The organism is Ramlibacter montanisoli (assembly GCF_013087525.1).
Taxonomy (GTDB): Bacteria; Pseudomonadota; Gammaproteobacteria; order Burkholderiales; family Burkholderiaceae_C; genus Ramlibacter; species Ramlibacter montanisoli.
Window position 1 is genome coordinate 186,838 of sequence record NZ_JABFCS010000001.1, and the last position, 15,596, is coordinate 202,433.

At 69.3% G+C, this 15,596-nt stretch carries 13 protein-coding genes and 3 pseudogenes; 7 read left to right on the top strand and 9 right to left on the bottom strand.

The features are described 5' to 3' along the window. The first annotated feature begins 3 nt into the window (after positions 1-3). A pseudogene (lpdA, locus tag HK415_RS00940) lies at positions 4-1,402 on the top strand (dihydrolipoyl dehydrogenase). Here lpdA and HK415_RS00945 read toward each other — a convergent pair. After that, a complete protein-coding gene (locus HK415_RS00945) occupies positions 1,323-2,072 on the bottom strand; it encodes a GntR family transcriptional regulator (protein ID WP_171556438.1) in 750 nt (249 codons plus the stop codon). The pseudogene lpdA and the gene HK415_RS00945 sit on opposite strands and share 80 nt — an antisense overlap. A 147-nt stretch (positions 2,073-2,219) precedes the next feature. On the opposite strand from HK415_RS00945, the gene HK415_RS00950 reads away from it, so the two are divergent. The 3 genes and pseudogenes from HK415_RS00950 (at position 2,220) to HK415_RS00960 (ending at position 4,939) form a co-directional block, all read left to right on the top strand. Then, the gene (locus HK415_RS00950; protein ID WP_171556439.1) at positions 2,220-2,897 is read left to right on the top strand and encodes an RraA family protein; all 678 of its coding nucleotides are present in this window, start codon (positions 2,220-2,222) and stop codon (positions 2,895-2,897) included. Beyond that, positions 2,894-3,933: pseudogene (locus tag HK415_RS00955) on the top strand (hydroxyacid dehydrogenase). Before HK415_RS00950 ends, HK415_RS00955 begins: the two are co-directional and overlap by 4 nt. A gap of 28 nt (positions 3,934-3,961) precedes the next feature. After that, positions 3,962-4,939: a tripartite tricarboxylate transporter substrate binding protein gene (locus tag HK415_RS00960; protein WP_171556440.1), complete on the top strand. Its 978-nt coding sequence runs from the start codon at positions 3,962-3,964 to the stop codon at positions 4,937-4,939. Positions 4,940-4,989: 50 nt separating this feature from the next. Here the strand turns inward: HK415_RS00960 and HK415_RS00965 are convergent, their stop codons facing one another. From HK415_RS00965 to HK415_RS00970, 3 genes are all read right to left on the bottom strand, one after another. Next, complete coding sequence (locus tag HK415_RS00965; protein ID WP_171556441.1) at positions 4,990-5,331, bottom strand: cyclophilin-like fold protein; 342 nt, start codon at positions 5,329-5,331, stop codon at positions 4,990-4,992. 129 nt (positions 5,332-5,460) lie between these two features. Further along, a complete protein-coding gene (locus HK415_RS25825; RefSeq protein ID WP_256373034.1) occupies positions 5,461-5,592 on the bottom strand; it encodes a hypothetical protein in 132 nt (43 codons plus the stop codon). Beyond that, the gene (locus HK415_RS00970) at positions 5,556-6,767 is read right to left on the bottom strand and encodes an alpha/beta hydrolase (RefSeq protein WP_309246533.1); all 1,212 of its coding nucleotides are present in this window, start codon (positions 6,765-6,767) and stop codon (positions 5,556-5,558) included. Before HK415_RS00970 ends, HK415_RS25825 begins: the two co-directional genes overlap by 37 nt. Between HK415_RS00970 and HK415_RS00975 the strand changes: the two genes are divergently transcribed. Continuing rightward, positions 6,703-7,596 (top strand): LysR family transcriptional regulator, encoded by an 894-nt coding sequence (locus HK415_RS00975; protein WP_171556442.1) that lies wholly within the window; start codon positions 6,703-6,705, stop codon positions 7,594-7,596. The genes HK415_RS00970 and HK415_RS00975 overlap by 65 nt on opposite strands. A 31-nt stretch (positions 7,597-7,627) precedes the next feature. On the opposite strand, the gene HK415_RS00980 is transcribed toward HK415_RS00975, so the two are convergent. Beyond that, positions 7,628-9,178, bottom strand: coding sequence for a class I adenylate-forming enzyme family protein (locus HK415_RS00980; protein WP_171556443.1), 1,551 nt, complete (start codon positions 9,176-9,178; stop codon positions 7,628-7,630). A gap of 121 nt (positions 9,179-9,299) precedes the next feature. Here HK415_RS00980 and HK415_RS00985 point away from each other — a divergent pair, with 121 nt between their 5' ends. Both HK415_RS00985 and HK415_RS00990 read left to right on the top strand, forming a co-directional pair. Then, the gene (locus HK415_RS00985) at positions 9,300-11,021 is read left to right on the top strand and encodes a 2-hydroxyacyl-CoA lyase (RefSeq protein ID WP_216369702.1); all 1,722 of its coding nucleotides are present in this window, start codon (positions 9,300-9,302) and stop codon (positions 11,019-11,021) included. Between the two features lie 10 nt (positions 11,022-11,031). After that, the gene (locus HK415_RS00990) at positions 11,032-11,763 is read left to right on the top strand and encodes a GntR family transcriptional regulator (RefSeq protein WP_216369703.1); all 732 of its coding nucleotides are present in this window, start codon (positions 11,032-11,034) and stop codon (positions 11,761-11,763) included. Here HK415_RS00990 and HK415_RS00995 read toward each other — a convergent pair. The 4 genes and pseudogenes from HK415_RS00995 to HK415_RS01010 all read right to left on the bottom strand — a co-directional run bounded on the left by HK415_RS00995 (position 11,760) and on the right by HK415_RS01010 (position 15,596). Then, positions 11,760-11,975 (bottom strand): CsbD family protein, encoded by a 216-nt coding sequence (locus HK415_RS00995; protein WP_171556444.1) that lies wholly within the window; start codon positions 11,973-11,975, stop codon positions 11,760-11,762. The two genes, HK415_RS00990 and HK415_RS00995, sit on opposite strands and share 4 nt — an antisense overlap. Positions 11,976-12,111: 136 nt before the next feature. Continuing rightward, the gene (locus tag HK415_RS01000) at positions 12,112-12,822 is read right to left on the bottom strand and encodes a ribonuclease activity regulator RraA (RefSeq protein WP_171563041.1); all 711 of its coding nucleotides are present in this window, start codon (positions 12,820-12,822) and stop codon (positions 12,112-12,114) included. A 232-nt stretch (positions 12,823-13,054) separates the two neighbouring features. Next, positions 13,055-14,581, bottom strand: a pseudogene (araD, locus tag HK415_RS01005) (L-arabinonate dehydratase); the annotation flags it as partial. A 7-nt stretch (positions 14,582-14,588) separates the two neighbouring features. Then, the gene (locus tag HK415_RS01010; RefSeq protein WP_171556445.1) at positions 14,589-15,596 is read right to left on the bottom strand and encodes a Bug family tripartite tricarboxylate transporter substrate binding protein; all 1,008 of its coding nucleotides are present in this window, start codon (positions 15,594-15,596) and stop codon (positions 14,589-14,591) included.

Below are 15,596 nucleotides of genomic sequence, written 5' to 3' on the forward strand. Positions count from 1 at the left end.
CCGATGACGACCAACACCACCACGCTGCTGGTGATCGGCGGCGGCCCGGGCGGCTATGTCGCGGCCATCCGCGCGGGCCAGCTGGGCATCCCGACGGTCCTGGTCGAAGGCGACCGGCTGGGCGGCACCTGCCTCAACGTCGGCTGCATTCCCTCGAAGGCCTGGATCCACGCCGCCGACGAATTCGAGCGCGCCGCGGGCTTCGCGGGCCAGTCCCCGCTGGGCATCCACGCCGCGGCGCCCACCATCGACCTGGCGCGGACCCTGCAGTGGAAGGACGGCATCGTGCAGCGCCTGACCTCGGGCGTCGGCGCGCTGCTGAGGAAGGCCGGCGTGCAGGTGGTGAAGGGCTGGGCCCGCATCGTCGACGGCAAGACCGTGGAGGTCACCGGCCCGAACGGCGATCCGCAACGCATCCGCTGCGAGCACCTGCTGCTGGCGACGGGCTCCCGAGCCCGTACAGCTGCCGCACCTGCCCTTCGGCGGACCCGTGATCGGTTCCACCGAGGCGCTCGCGCTGGCGGCGGTGCCCAGGCACCTGGTGGTGGTCGGCGCGGGCTACATCGGCCTGGAGCTCGGCATGGCCTGGCGCAAGCTCGGTTCCGAAGTCGCGGTGGTCGAGGCGGAAGGCCGCGTGCTGCCCGCCTACGACGAGGAACTCACGCGGCCGGTGCTCGCCAGCCTGCGCCGCCTCGGCATCACCTTGCACCTGTCCTGCAGCGCGCAAGGCATCGCCGAGGGCGGCAAGGGCCTGCGGGTGCGCAGCAGCCAGGCCGACGAGTACGTGCTGCCGGCCGATCGCGTGCTGGTCGCGGCCGGCCGGCGGCCGCGCACGCAGGGCTTCGCGCTGGAATCGCTGGGGCTGGAAATGCGCGGCCGCGCCGTGAAGATCGACGAGCAGTGCCGGACCTCCATGCGCAACGTCTGGGCCATCGGCGACCTCACCGGCGAGCCGATGCTGGCGCACCGCGCCATGGCCCAGGGCGAGATGGTGGCCGAGATCGTTGCCGGTCGCCGGCGCCGGTTCGCGCCGGTCGTGATTCCGGCGGTGTGCTTCACCGATCCCGAAGTGGTGGTGGCTGGCATGGGCCCCAGCGAGGCCGCTGCGCAGGGACTCGAATGCCAGGTGGCCAGCTTCCCGTTCTCCGCCAACGGCCGGGCCATGAGCATGGAAGCCACCGAAGGCTTCGTCCGGGTCGTGGCGCGCAAGGACACGCACCAGGTCCTCGGCTGGCAGGCGGTGGGGCGCGGCGTTTCCGAGCTGAGCGCGGCGTTCTGCTACGCCCTCGAGATGGGCGCGCGGCTGGAGGACGTGGCGGGCATCATCCACGCCCACCCGACGCTCGGTGAGGCGGTGCAGGAGGCGGCGCTGCGCAGCCTGGGTCACGCCCTGCACATCTGAACGTAGATGCCCTGCGGGTCGCGCTGAACTCGCTGCGCTGCCGCTTGAAGCGGTGCGAGGCCACGCGCAGGTGCAGCTGCATCACCTGGCGCGCCAGCTCCGCGTCGCCCGCGCGCACCGCCGACGCCAGGTCGCGGTGGTGCTGCAGGCTCTGGACCTTGTCCTGCAGCGTGCTGATGAAGTGCGAGCGGATGACGATCGGCATGTCGATCAGGCCGGCCAGCATCGCGCGCAGCCGCGGCGAGCCGCTCGCCTCCAGGATGGCGCGGTGGAACGCGGAGTTCACCTGCTGCAGGCGTTCCGGCAGCGCGCTGCCGCCCCGGGCGATCGCGCGGTCCATCTCTTCGTTCAGCGCGTCCAGGCGATCCGCCAGGGCAGGGCCGCCGCGCCGGGCCGCCAGCTCCGCCGCATGCGACTCGAGCAGCCCACGCAGTTCGAAGGTCTCCTCGATGTCGTACTCGGTCCATTCCGCCACGCGCACGCCGCGGCCCGGATCCGCCGTCGCCAGGCCGTCGTCCACCAGGCGCTTGAGCGCGGCGCGGATCGGCGTGCGGCTGATCGCGAGCTCGCGCGCGATGGGCTCTTCCTTCAGTTGCGCACCGGGCGCGTAGGTCCCGCCGACGATGCGCTGCTTCAGGCTCTCGTAGGCCTTGTCGGAAGCGGCAGCCATGGTTTGTTCCTTTCCTGTACAGCCAGGGAGCCCGACGCCGGGCGTTTTCCCTCTATGCGTACTTACCCTCGAATCCAGCTCTGGTCCGGATTGTTCTTTTATTGTACATTTCTTCCGCCCCCACGAACCCCTGATTGCACACACCCCATGGTCGGACTCCAGATCCTCAAGCGCCGCCGGCAGGTCCCGGCGCAGCTCGTACAGGCCTTCAAGGGCCTGCCCGTCGCCAACATCAGCGACTGCATGACGCGCCTGACGGCGGGCGGTGCGCGCCTGCGCCCCATGCACAAGTCGGGCTACCTCGCCGGCCCCGCGCTCACCGTGAAGTGCCGCCCCGGCGACAACCTCATGATCCACAAGGCGCTGACCATGGCCCAGGCCGGCGACGTCATCGTCGTCGATGCGGGCGGCGACCTGACCAATTCGCTGTTCGGCGAGATCATGGTGGCCACCGCGCTGAAGATCGGCGTGGCCGGTGTCGTCCTCAACGGCGCCGTGCGCGACTCGGAGGAGATCGGCGAAGGCAGCTTCCCGCTCTATGCAGCCGGCGTGACGCACCGCGGTCCCTACAAGGACGGTCCCGGCGAAGTGAACGTGCCCGTTGCCATCGACGGCATGGTGATCCATCCGGGCGACCTGGTCCTGGGCGACCGCGACGGCCTGCTGTGCGTGCCCTTCGACGACGCGGAGGAAATCCTCGCGGCCACCCGCAGGAAGATGGAGCTGGAGAAGAAGATGCTGGCCGACATCGCCGCCGGCAAGCTCGACACGTCCTGGATCGACGCGACCCTGAAGCGCATCGGCTGCAACACGGAACCGCTGTGAGGGCCGACTACAAGCGCGTGGTCCGCACGGACCTCTGGATCGCCGACGCCTTCGACCAGCGGCTGGCCCGCGAGCCCGGCGTCTCGCTGCGCGTCTTCCCCGTGCGCGGCAACCCCGCCGCGGCCTGGGATGCGCTGGCGGGCGCCCACGTGTACCACATCTCCGCCGCCAAGGACGAACTGCCCAAGGAGTGGTTCGCCCGGGCGGAACTGCTCGCGCGCTGCCGGACCTGCTGTGCGTATCGTCCGGCGGCGCCGGCTACGACACCGTGGACGTGGCGGCCTGCACCGCGGCCGGCGTCGCCGTGGTGAACCAGGCCGGCGGCAACGCGGTATCCGTCGCGGAGCACACGCTCGGCTTCATGCTGGGCATCTCCCGCCGGATGCTGGAAGGCGACCGCCGCATGCGGCGCGAGGTCGGCTACCCGCGCGAGGAAGTGATGGGCCATGAAATCCAGGGCCGGACCGTGGGCCTGGTCGGCATCGGCCACATCGGCACCCGCGTGGCCGCACTGGCGCGCGCCTTCGGCATGGACGTCATCGCGACCGACCCCTTCCTGCCGGCCGAGGAGATCGCGCGGCGCGGCGCCAAGGCCGTGTCCTTCGACGAACTGCTGGCCCGCTCGGACTTCGTCTCGCTGCACTGCCCGCGCGACGCCGGCACCCTGAAGATGATGAACGCGGACACCTTCGGCCGCATGAAGAAGGGCGCCATCTTCATCACCACCCGCGCGGCGGGCATCCATGATGAAGCCGCGCTCGTGCAGGCGCTGCGCTCGGGCCACCTGGCCGGCGCCGGCATCGACGTGTGGGACCAGGAGCCGCCTCCGCTGGACCATCCGCTGCTGGCGATGGACAACGTGTACGCCACCTTCCACACCGCCGGCGTCACGCACGAAGGCCGCCGCAACGTCGCCGCCATCGGCGCGGAGCAGATCGCCGGCATCCTGCGCGGCGAGCGGCCCCCGCGCCTCATCAATCCCGAGGTCTGGCCCGTGTTCGAACAACGGCGCGCGCGGATCCTCGGCCAGGCCTGATCACCACACCAACTCCGGAGACATTCCCATGCAAGCCCTTTCCTTCCTGCGCCGGTTCGCGCCCGCGCTCGCCCTGTGCGCCGCGGCGATCGCGCCCGCGCATGCCGCCTATCCCGAGGCCCCGATCAAGATGGTCGTGGCCTATGCGGCCGGCGGCGGCACCGACATCATCGCCCGCCTGATGGCGCAGTACATGCAGAAGCACCTGGGCGGCAACGCCTCGGTGGTGGTGATCAACCGTCCGGGCGCGGGCGGCGGAATCGGCTTCACCGAGCTGACCAGCGCCCAGCCCGACGGCTACACCATCGGCTTCATCAACACGCCGAACGTGCTCACCATCCCGATCGAGCGCAAGTCGAACTTCCATTGGCAGAACTTCGACCTGCTGGGCAACATCGTCGACGATCCGGGCAACTTCTCGGTGCACGCGGACACGCCGATCAAGTCCCTGGCCGAGCTCGTCACGTATGCCAAGGCGAATCCCGGCAAGGTGACCTACGGCACCACCGGCATCGGCTCTGACGACCACCTCGCCGCCCTCATGTTCGAGCGCACCGCGGGCGTCAAGATGACGCACGTGCCGTTCAAGGGCGCCGCCGAAGTGCACAACGCCATCGCCAGCAAGCAGATCATGCTGGCCGCCATGAACATCGGCGAGGCGCTCCAGTACCAGAAGGGCGGCACGCCCTTGCGCCACCTGGGAACGATGAGCGAGAAGCGCTCGAACCTCGCGCCGAACGTGCCGACCTTCAAGGAGCAGGGCTACGACGTCATCATGGCGTCGCTGCGCGGCGTGGCCGCGCCGAAGAACCTGCCGCCCGCGGTGCGCGAGCAATTGGTGAACGCCGTCCAGAAGGCGGTTGCGGATCCGGAGTTCCAGGCCAAGGCGGCCGGCTACTTCGCGCCCCTGCGCTACCTGGCTCCTGCCGCCTACGCGGCGGAGCTGAAGGAGGACGAGGCGGGCTTCAAGCAGCTGTGGCAGGCCATGCCCTGGACGGACAAGTGAAGCTGGGTCTGCGAGCGCACGAGAAGATCGCTCCGTGACAGCTGCCTGGCCTACTTCTTCGTGAACACGGCGCGAACCTGCCCCGGGCCCAGCACCCGGGAGAGCGAGGCCGGATCGTCGATGCGGCCCAGGCGCGTGTACGAATAGGGCGAGTCGAACGTGACATAGAAGACGACCAGGGTGTCCGCTCCCCACAGCATGAGGTCGCCATTGCGGATCGTTCCCGGCCTGCTCGCCTTGGCCGGAAGCGGCTTCGGCAGTTTCACGTGCTTCTCGTTGCCGTTCAGGTCGGGCATGTCGAGCGTGAGCGGCAACAGTGCAGCGAACGCACGCGCGGCTTCGCTGTCGGCGAGCGTGACGGAGAACCTGCGTTCGCCGATGGTCATCCACATGCGTCGTTCCTCCGGTGTGTTAGCGTCCCCGGCGGCAGCCGCCGCCGGAAGGACGAATGCGTGCAGCAAGGCCAGGCAAAGTGCCGCTGCGGCGAAGGGTCGGGACTTCATGGCTCAGGCGGCCGTCTGCTACCGAAGACTTTGCTGGAAGAAGGCTGCCAGCCGGTCGAACGGAATCTTCTTCACGTCGTCATACAGGTCGACGTGGTCGGCATCCGGAACGATCACCAGCTCCTTCGGGCCGCTCGCCGCCTTGTACACGTCCTCCGAGTAGTAGCGCGAATGCGCGTTCGCGCCATGCACCAGCATGATCGGTCGGGGGCGATCATGTCGATGTTCGCCGCCATCGGAAACTCGAAGAAGGACATGGGCGTGGTGGCCGTCCACGCCGCCGCGGAGTTGATCGACCTGGCGTGGAAGCCGCGCGGCGTGCGGTAGTAATCGAAGAACGCGGCCAGGACCGGATCGGCATCCGCCGGAAGCTTCTCCGGAAGCACGCGGGTGCCCTTGACGATCTGTCCGTTCCTGTCGAAGGGGACTTCGTGATAGCCCACGGCATGCGTCCCCTTCGCGGCGTCCGCCCAGCGCTGCTGGCCCAGGTAGTCGATCACCTTCTGGCGTTGCTCTTTCGTATAGCCGTCCTTGTAGCTGCGGCTGATGCTGCGCGACATGTCGTACATCGAAGACGTCGCCACTGCCTTGATGCGGGAATCGCCGGTCGCCGCCGTCAGCGCCATGCCGCTCAGGCCGCAGATCCCCATGGCCCCGATGCTGTTCCGGTCGACGTCGGCAAGCAGGCCCACGTAGTCGACGGCGGCGCTGAAGTCCTCCGTGAAGAACTCGGGCGACGCCACGTTGCGCACCTCGCCGCCGCTTTCGCCGGTGAACGACGGGTCGAACGCCAGCGTGACGAAGCCGCGCTCCGCGAGCGTCTGGGCATAGAGGCCGGCCACCTGCTCCTTCACCGCGCCGAAGGGGCCGCTGAGGACCAGCGCCGGCAGCTTGTCGCCGCCGCGGTTCTTCGGGCGGTACAGGTCGGCAGCAAGGGTGATCCCGAACCGGTTCCTGAAGGTCACCTTGCGGTGATCCACCTGCTTGCCTTGCGGAAAGGTCTTGTCCCAACGCGCGGCCAAAGTGATCTTCCTGTTCGAGGGGTTCTGCGGGCTTGTCGCGGCAGCGGCCGCGGTCACCAGGGGAGCGGTGCCTAGCGCCAGGCCGGCTTGCAGCGTCCTGCGTCGCGAGAGATTCGAGGTCGTCATGTGCTTTCTCCTTCGTTCCTGGCGGCAAGTTTGCCGCCGGCGCCCGCGGGCGACTAGATAATGAATCCTGAAAGGATCCAGTAGCCAGGCTGATGAATAGGAGGAAGCCGGTATGGCCAGGAGGAACCTGAACGAACTGCTGGGCTTCGTGACCGTTGCGCGGGAAGGAAGTTTCACGCGGGCGGCGGCAACCCTGGGCGTCACGCAGTCCGCCCTGAGCCAGTCCATCCGCGGCCTGGAGGAACGCCTCCAGATCCGCCTGTTGACACGCACGACGCGCAGCGTGTCCCCAACCGAGGCCGGTGATCGGCTGATGCGCGCGATCGGGCATCGCTTCGACGAGATCGAGTCCGAACTGGAAGCACTGACCGCACTGAGGGACAAGCCTGCGGGCACTGTCCGCATCACCTCCGGCGACCATGTGCTGCATCGCGTGCTGCTGCCCAAGCTCACGCCGTTGTTGCGGGACTACCCGGACATCGCGGTGGAGTTCGACATGAACTACGGCTTCCGCGACATCGTGGCGGACCGGTTCGATGCCGGGGTTCGCATGGGAAACACCATCGACAAGGACATGATCGCCGTCCCCATCGGCCCGCCGCTGCGCATGGCGGTGGTCGCATCACCCGCCTATTTCGCCGCGAACCCGCCCCCGAAAGTGCCGCAGGACCTCACGACGCATCGTTGCATCAACCAGCGCATGCCGACCTCCGGCGGGCTCTACGTGTGGGACTTTGAGCGGCGCGGCCGCAAGGTGAACGTTCGCGTCGAGGGGCAACTGATTTTCAACACGTCGCCGCCGCAGGTGGACGCGGCGCTGGCCGGCCTCGGCATCACCTTGCTGCCGGAGGACGAACTGATGCCCGACATCGTCGCGGGAAGGCTGGTGCGCGTGCTGGACGACTGGTGCCCGAAGTTCTCGGGTTACCACCTGTACTACCCGAGCAGGCGGCAGCCTTCGCCCGCGTTTTCCCTCGTCGTGGAAGCCTTGCGCTTTCGCGCGTGACGCACGCGCTGCACGCGATCCTGGTCCCGCGTCAGCCCACCACGCGCTGGCGCAGCACCCGGTGCAGGATCTTGCCCGTCGCGGTACGCGGCATGTCGCCGTCGGCCACGAAGCTCACCACCGCGGGGCACTTGAAGCCCGCCAGGCGCTGCTTGCACCAGGCGCGCAGTTCCTCCGCGGTGGCCGGCTGGCCCTCGTGCAGCACCACCACGGCCTGCACCGCCTCGCCCCACTTCTCGTGCGGCACGCCGATGACGGCGACGTCCTTCACCGCGGGATGCGCCCCGAGCACGCCTTCCACTTCCGACGGGTAGACGTTCTCGCCGCCGCTGATGATCATGTTGCTCTTGCGGTCCACCAGCCAGATGTAGCCGTCGGCATCGCGCCGCGCCATGTCCCCCACCGTGCACCAGTCGCCGCGGAAGGCCTCGGCGGTCTTCCCGGGCAGCTTCCAGTAGCCGTCGAACACGTAGGAGGTGCGCGAATACAGCTCGCCGACCTCGCCGTCGGGCACTTCCTTGCCTTCCGGGTCGAGCAGGCGGATCGCGCCGCTGCCCGCCCACTCGCGGCCGACCGAGCCCAGCTTGTCCAGCTGTTCGTGGGGGCGCAGCAGCGTCACCCAGCCGTGCTCGGTGGAGCCGTACAGCTCGTAGAGCCTGCCGTTGCGGAAGAACTCGAGGATGCCCAGCTTGGTGTCGCGGCGCGCCGGCGCCGAGGAGATCATCAGCTTGCCGACCGCGGAGACGTCGTACTTGCGCTTCACCGCCTCGGGCAGCGCCAGCACCATGATGTAGTGGGTCGGCACCAGCGAGGTGAAGGTCACCTTTTCCTCGGCCAGCGTGCGCACCAGCGCCTCGGGGTCGAAGCTGCGGCGGTCGTCGACGACGATGGTGGCGCCCACGTGCATGAAGGTCGTGCCGAAATACAGCGAGTTGGCATGGCATAGCGGCATCACCAGCAGCCCCACGTCCTCGCGCGTGAAGCCCATCTCGAGCGCGGTGGCCAGGGCGATCAGGCTGCTGCCGCCATGCTTGCGGATCGCGCCCTTGGGCCGGCCCGTGGTGCCGGAGGTGTACATCAGGGCACAGACGTCCTCCTGGGTGACGGCGGGGAAGACGGCATCGGCCCGGCCCTGCGCGATCACCGATTCGTAGCTGCGCCAGCCGTCGTGCGGCGCATCGCCCAGCACGATGAAACGGGCCTTGGCCAGCGGCACCTCGGAGCGGATCGCGTCGACCGTGGCGCAGAACTCCGGCCCCGCGATCACGGCGCCGGCTTCGGCGTCATGGAGGATGTAGGCCACCTCCGGAGCGGACAGCCGGAAGTTCACCGGCACGGCCACCAGGCCGGCGCGCGCCAGTGCCACGTACAGCTCCAGCCATTCGATGCAGTTGGCCGCCACGATGCCGACGCGGTCGCCCTTGGCGAGGCCCAGGCCCTGCAGGCCGGAAGCCAGCCGCCCGGCCCGTGCGTCCCAGTCCGCGAAGGTCAGGCTGCGGTGCGAGTCCCGTGCCCCCAGCTTGCCGGGCGTCAGGCGCGCGTGGGTCGAGATGGCGTCGGCGATGGTGAGCAGTCGGGTCATGGGCGGGTCCGGGTTGATCGGTTAATGAACTCTGAATTCAGAATCCAGAATTCATGTATGATACGGGCCAGCGCCGGGCCTTGGCAAGGGCCGGGACATCGACCACCCCAAGGAGACCCCCATGCCCCTGATGCCCGTCCACGAACAGTCCGCCGCGGCCGTGATCGCGCGCTTCCTCAAGCAGCGCGGGGTGAAGCGCGTCTATGCCCTGTGCGGCGGGCACGTGATGCCGATCTGGATGCGGCTGGACGCCGAGGGCATCCGGATCGTCGACGTGCGCGACGAACGGGCGGCCGTCTACATGGCGCACGCCGATGCCCAGCTCACCGGCGGCTTCGGGGTGGCCCTGGTCACCGCCGGACCCGGCGTGACGAACGCCATGACCGGCATCGCGAACGCGCACGTCGCGCGCGTGCCGGTGCTGGTGCTATCGGGCACGCCGCCGCGGCCGCAGGAGAACCGCGGCGCGCTGCAGGACATGGTGCACACCGACCTGGTCCGCTCGGTCACGCGCTATGCGCGCACGGTGCGCGAGCCCACGCTGGTGCTGCAGGAACTGGACGAGGCGGTGTCGCGCGCAATGGGCAGCGGTGGCGACCCCGGGCCGGCCTACCTGGACTTTCCGGTCGACACCTTGCGGGCCGAAGTGCCGGCGGCCGTGCAACTGCCCGAACACTTCGCGCCCAGGAAGCCGCCGCGGATCGCGCCCGACGAGGAGGCGGTGCGGGCGGCGGTGGAACTGCTCTGGACGGCGAAGCGCCCGCTGGTGATCTCCGGCCGCGGCGCCCAGGGCGCGGGCGACGCGCTGGCGCGGCTGCTCACGGCCCTGAAGGCTCCCTACCTGGACACGGGCGAAAGCCGCGGGCTGGTGCCCGACGAGCATCCCTCGGTGGTGGCGGCCATGCGCGGCTCGGTCATGGGGCAGGCCGACGTCGTCGTGACGGTCGGCCGCCGGCTGGACTTCCAGCTCGCCTACGGCTCGCCCGCGGTCTTCGGCGCCGCGAAGTTCCTGCGCATCTCGGACGCCGCTTCCGAGCTGCGCGACAACCGCCGCGGCGCGGTGGAGCTGCTCGCCACGCCGGCGCTGGCGCTCGAAGCCATGCTGCGCATGGCGGGAGACCGGGTGCCCGCGACGGACACCGAATGGGCCGCGCAGCTGCGCCGGCAGCATGCCGAGCGCTCGGACAAACTGGTGAGCACCATGCGCACGGCCCCCGCGGGGGCCGACGGTCGCATGCACCCGAACCGCGCGCTGGCCGCGCTGCGCGATGCGCTGCCGAAGGACGCGATCGTGGTCGCCGACGGCGGCGACTTCCTGAGCTTCGCGCGGGTGGGCCTGCCCGCCTCGACCTACCTGGATCCCGGCCCGCTCGGCTGCATCGGCGTGGGCACGCCCTTCGGCATCGCGGCCAGCCTGGCGTGTCCGGACCGCACCGTGGTGGTGGCGACCGGCGACGGCGCCTTCGGCTTCAACGCGATGGAGGTCGACACCGCCGTGCGGCACAAGGCGCCGTTGCTGGTGATGGTCGCCAACAACGGCTCCTGGGCGATCGAGGTGCGCGACCAGCGCGAGACCCACGGCAAGGTGGTGGGCACGCAGTTGCAGTACGCGGACCACGCGGCCATGGCGCGCGCCTTCGGCATGCATGCCGAGCGCGTGGAGAGGGCCGAGGACCTGCCCGCCGCGATCGGGCGTGCGCTGGCGAACCGGCCGGCGCTGCTCGACGTGGTGGTGACGCCGGACGCCGCATCGTCGGATGCGAAGTCAGGCCTGGCCTGGGTGCCGGACCTGCAGCCGCTGCAGGCCTGGGACGAGGCCGAGCGCAAGTGGCGCAACGGTTAGCATCGGGGTCATGAAGATCCTCGCGGCGCAACCCAAGCTGGTCGAGCTGGTCCAGGACGCCATCCTGACCGAGATCGCCTCGGGTCGGCTGCCGCCGGGCAGCCGCATCATCCAGGAGCAACTGGCCCACGAGCTGGGCGTCTCGCGCCAGCCCGTGCAGCAGGCCTTGCTGGTGCTGCGCAACCTGGGCGTCCTGCGCGAAGCGCCGGGCCGCGGCCTGCAGGTCGCGCCGCTGGATCCGGACCACGTGCGCAACATGTACGACATGCGCGCCGTGATCGAGGGCCTGGCCTTCCGCAAGGCCGCCGAACGCAACGCGGAGCGCGCCGCCCGCGAGGGCCGCGGCTACATCGAGCGCGGGCGCGAAGCCGTGGCACAGGGCGACGTGGCGCGCATGATCGAGGCCGACATGGCCTTCCATGCCTTCATCTACGAGCTCGCGGCCAATCCCCTGATCGGCCCCGCGATGGAAACGCACTGGACCAACACGCAGCGCGTGATGGGCGAGGTGCTGATGCGCGACGAGCGCCCGCGCGACATCTGGGACCAGCACGAGGTGCTGCTGGCCGCGATCATCGCGAAGGATGGCCGCAAGGCGGAGCTCTCGCGCGCGAGCACATCCAGCAGGCGGCCGACTTCATGTTGCAGCGGATCGAACGGGAGACGGCGCCGTCGTGACACGGCGGGCGTGCCGCTGCACGCGTCCCGCCTGCCGCCTCCCGCGGGGGTGCCTGGCGGCTAGCGCCAGCGGGTGTCCGGATTGCGGGTCTCGAAATCCTTGATCTGGCGCTCGGCCTCGTCGCGCGCGACGCCGTGCCGTTCCTGGATCTTGCCCGCCAGCTGGTCGCGCTGGCCGGCGATCACGTCGAGGTCGTCGTCGGTGAGGCGGCCCCACTGCTCCTTCACCTTGCCCTTGAATTGCTTCCAGTTGCCTTCCATGCGGTCGTCATTCATCTCTATGGCTCCTTGTGGGCCGCGGATGCGGCTTCCCTGAGAAGATGGGTGCGGGGAGGCTGCCTTCCCATCAGGGTTCTTCCGCGCGCCGCGTCAGAGGGTTCGCACAGGGCGGGCCGCACGGCCAGCCCGGCAGTCAGCGGCTCTTTGCCTTCCGCCAAGCCTCGAAATCCTCCTTCGCCTGCGGATCGGTCGGGGGATAGAGCCCCAGGATGCTGCGCCCCGCCAGCACCTGCTCGCCCACGAAATCCTCGAACACCGTCATCTCCGTGGCCTCCTTCGCCACCTCGTCGGCGATGCCCGCCGGGATGACGACCACCCCTTCGCGGTCGCCCACCATCACGTCGCCCGGGAACACCGGCGCATCGCCGCAGCCGATCGGCACGTTGATGTCCAGCGCCTGGTGCTGCGTGAGGTTGGTGGGCGCGCTGGGCCGCTGGTGGTAGGCCGGGAAGGACAGCGCCGCGATCTCGGGCGAATCGCGGAAGCCGCCATCGGTCACCACGCCGGCGCAGCCGCGCACCATCAGGCGCGACACCAGGATGGCACCGGCGGACGCAGCGCGCGCGTTCCTGCGGCTGTCGAACACCAGCACCGCACCGGGCGGGCACTGTTCCACGGCGACCCGCTGCGGATGGTTGCGGTCGAGGAAGACGCCGATCGGGTTCAGGTCCTCGCGCGCCGGGATGTAGCGCAGCGTGTAGGCCTCGCCCACCATGTTGGGCAGCGTGTCGTTCAGCGGCCGCACGTCCTGGATGAACTGGTTGCGCAGGCCGCGCTTGAACAGGGCGGTGCACAGCGTCGCCGTGCTCACGCCCATCAGGAGGGCTTTCGTTTCGGGGTTCAGCGGCATGTGTATGTTCAGTAGATCGACGGCTCGTCGACCGGCGCGCCGAACTCCGTTTCCAGGTAGTCGAAGTCGCAGCCGTCATTGGCCTGCAGGATGTGCTGGCTGAACATGTAGCCGTAGCCGCGCTGGTAGCGGCGTGCGGGCGGCTTCCAGGCGGCGCGGCGCCGCGCCGCTCCTCGTCGCTCACTTCCATGTGGATGCTGCGCCTGGCCACGTCCACCGTGATCAGGTCGCCGGTGTGCACCAGCGCCAGGTTGCCGCCGATGTACGACTCCGGCGCCACGTGCAGCACGCAGGCGCCGTAGCTGGTGCCGCTCATGCGCGCATCGCTGATGCGCAGCATGTCGCGTACCCCCTGCTTCACCAGCTTGGTCGGGATCGGCAGCATGCCCCACTCCGGCATGCCGGGGCCACCTTGCGGGCCGGCGTTGCGCAGGACCATGACGTGGTTCGCCGTGACGTCCAGGTCCGGATCGTCGACCGCCTTCTTCATGGACGGATAGTCGTCGAAGACCAGCGCCGGGCCCGTGTGCTTCAGCAGGTGCGGCGCCACGGCGCTCGGCTTGATGACGCAGCCGTCCGGCGCGAGGTTGCCGCGCAGCACGGCCAGCGCGCCTTCGTCGTAGATCGCGTTCGACAGCGGCCGGATCACGTCGTCGTTGTAGACCTCGGCGCCTTCCAGGGTTTCGCCCAGGGTCTGGCCGCTGGCGGTCATCGCATCGAGGTGGAGCAGGCCGCCGTCCGCCAGGGTCTTCATCAGCCCGCGCATGCCGCCGGCGTAATAGAAGTCCTCCATCAGGTACTTGTCGCCGCTCGGGCGGATGTTGGCGATCACCGGCACCTTGCGCGAGTACGCGTCGAAGTCCTCCAGCGTCACCGTGCATTCGCCGCCCGCGCGCCGCGACATGGCGACCAGGTGGATGATGGCGTTGGTCGAGCAGCCCTCGGCCATCGCCACGGTGATCGCGTTCTCGAAGCTCTTGCGCGTGAGGATCTTCGCGGGCGTGAGGTCCTCCCACACCATGTCGACGATGCGGCGGCCGCAGTTGGTGGCCATGCGCTGGTGGTTGGCGTCCACCGCGGGGATGCTCGATGCGCCGGACAGCGTGAGCCCCAGCGCCTCGGTGATGCCCATCATCGTGGCGGCCGTGCCCATGGTCATGCAGGTGCCGGCGCTGCGCGCGATGCTGCCTTCGATCTCCATCCACTGGGTCTCGGTGATCTTGCCGGCGCGGCGCTCGTCCCAGTACTTCCAGCTGTCCGAGCCGGAGCCGAGCGTGTGGCCCTTCCAGTTGCCGCGCAACATCGGGCCGGCCGGCAGGTAGATGCTCGGGATGCCCATGCTCAACGCGCCCATCAGCAGGCCGGGGTGGTCTTGTCGCAGCCGCCCATGAGCACGGCGCCATCGATCGGGTGGCTGCGCAGCAGCTTCCTCCGCCTCGATGGCCAGCAGGTTGCGGTACAGCATGGTCGTCGGCTTGACGAAGCTCTCCGACAGCGAGATGGCCGGCAGTTCCAGCGGGAAGCCGCCGGCCTGCAGCACGCCGCGCTTGACCTCCTCCACCCGCTGCTTGAAGTGCGAGTGGCAGGTGCTGATGTCGCTCCAGGTGTTGAGGATGGCGATCACCGGCTTGCCCTGCCAGTCGGCGTGGTCGTAGCCGATCTGCATCGCCCGCGAGCGATGGCCGAAGGAGCGCAGGTCGTCGGGCGCGAACCAGCGCGCGGAACGGAGTTGGTCGTAGGTCTTGCGGGTCATCGGGCGATTATTCCTCCTTGATGCCCGCGACCTTGATGACGCGCACCCAGCGATCGAGTTCGTCGGCCACGAATTTCGAGTACGCGGCGGAACCCTGCTGCGGCACCACGAAGCCCTGCGACTCCATGCGCTGGCGAATCGCCGGCGAGTTCATGGCCGCGACCAGCGCGGCTTCGAGCTTGTCGACGATGGGCTTGGGCGTGCCCTTGGCCACCGAGATGCCGGACCACGAGAGCGCGCTGAAGCCGGGGAAGCCCGCCTCGTGGATGGTGGGCACGTCGGGGTACAGCGGGTTGCGTTGCAGGCTGCTCACCGCCAGCGCCTTGAGCTTGCCGGCCTTCACGTGCTGCAGCGCGACGTCCTGGTTGATGAACATCACGGGGATCTGGCCGCCCAGCAGGTCGGTCATCATCGGGCCGCCGCCGCGGTAGGGGATGCCGACCATGAACAGCGGCTTGCAGTTCTCCTTCCTCGGGCCGGTGCAGGTGCTGGCCGTCTGCTTGAGCAGCTCCATCGCCATGTGGCCCGATGCCGCCGGCGTGTAGCCGTAGTTCAGCTTGCCGGGATTGGCGCGGCCATAGGCCAGGAATTCCTGGAAGGTGTTGAAGGGCGCGGTGGGGTGCGCCACCAGCACGTTGGGCCCGGAGTGGACCTGCGTGAGGTGGATGAAGTCGTTGTTGGAGTGGTAGGGCACCTTGGAGTTGATGCCGTGCGCCACCGCGTTCTGGCCCACGCCCGTCTGGATCAGCGTGTAGCCGTCGGCCGGCATCTTGAGCGCGCGGTCCGTGCCGATCACGCCGCCGGCGCCGCCGACGTTTTCCACCAGCACCGGCTGCTTCAGCTGCCTGCCCAGCTCCTCGGACAGCATGCGCGCCATCACGTCGCTGGTGCCGCCGGCGGGGAAGGGGGAGATCAGCTTGATCGGCTTGCTCGGGTAGTCGGCCTGCGCGAATGCCGTCACGGGCAGCGCGCACGCGGCCGCGAGGGCCAGCTGGAGGATGGATCGTCTGCTCAT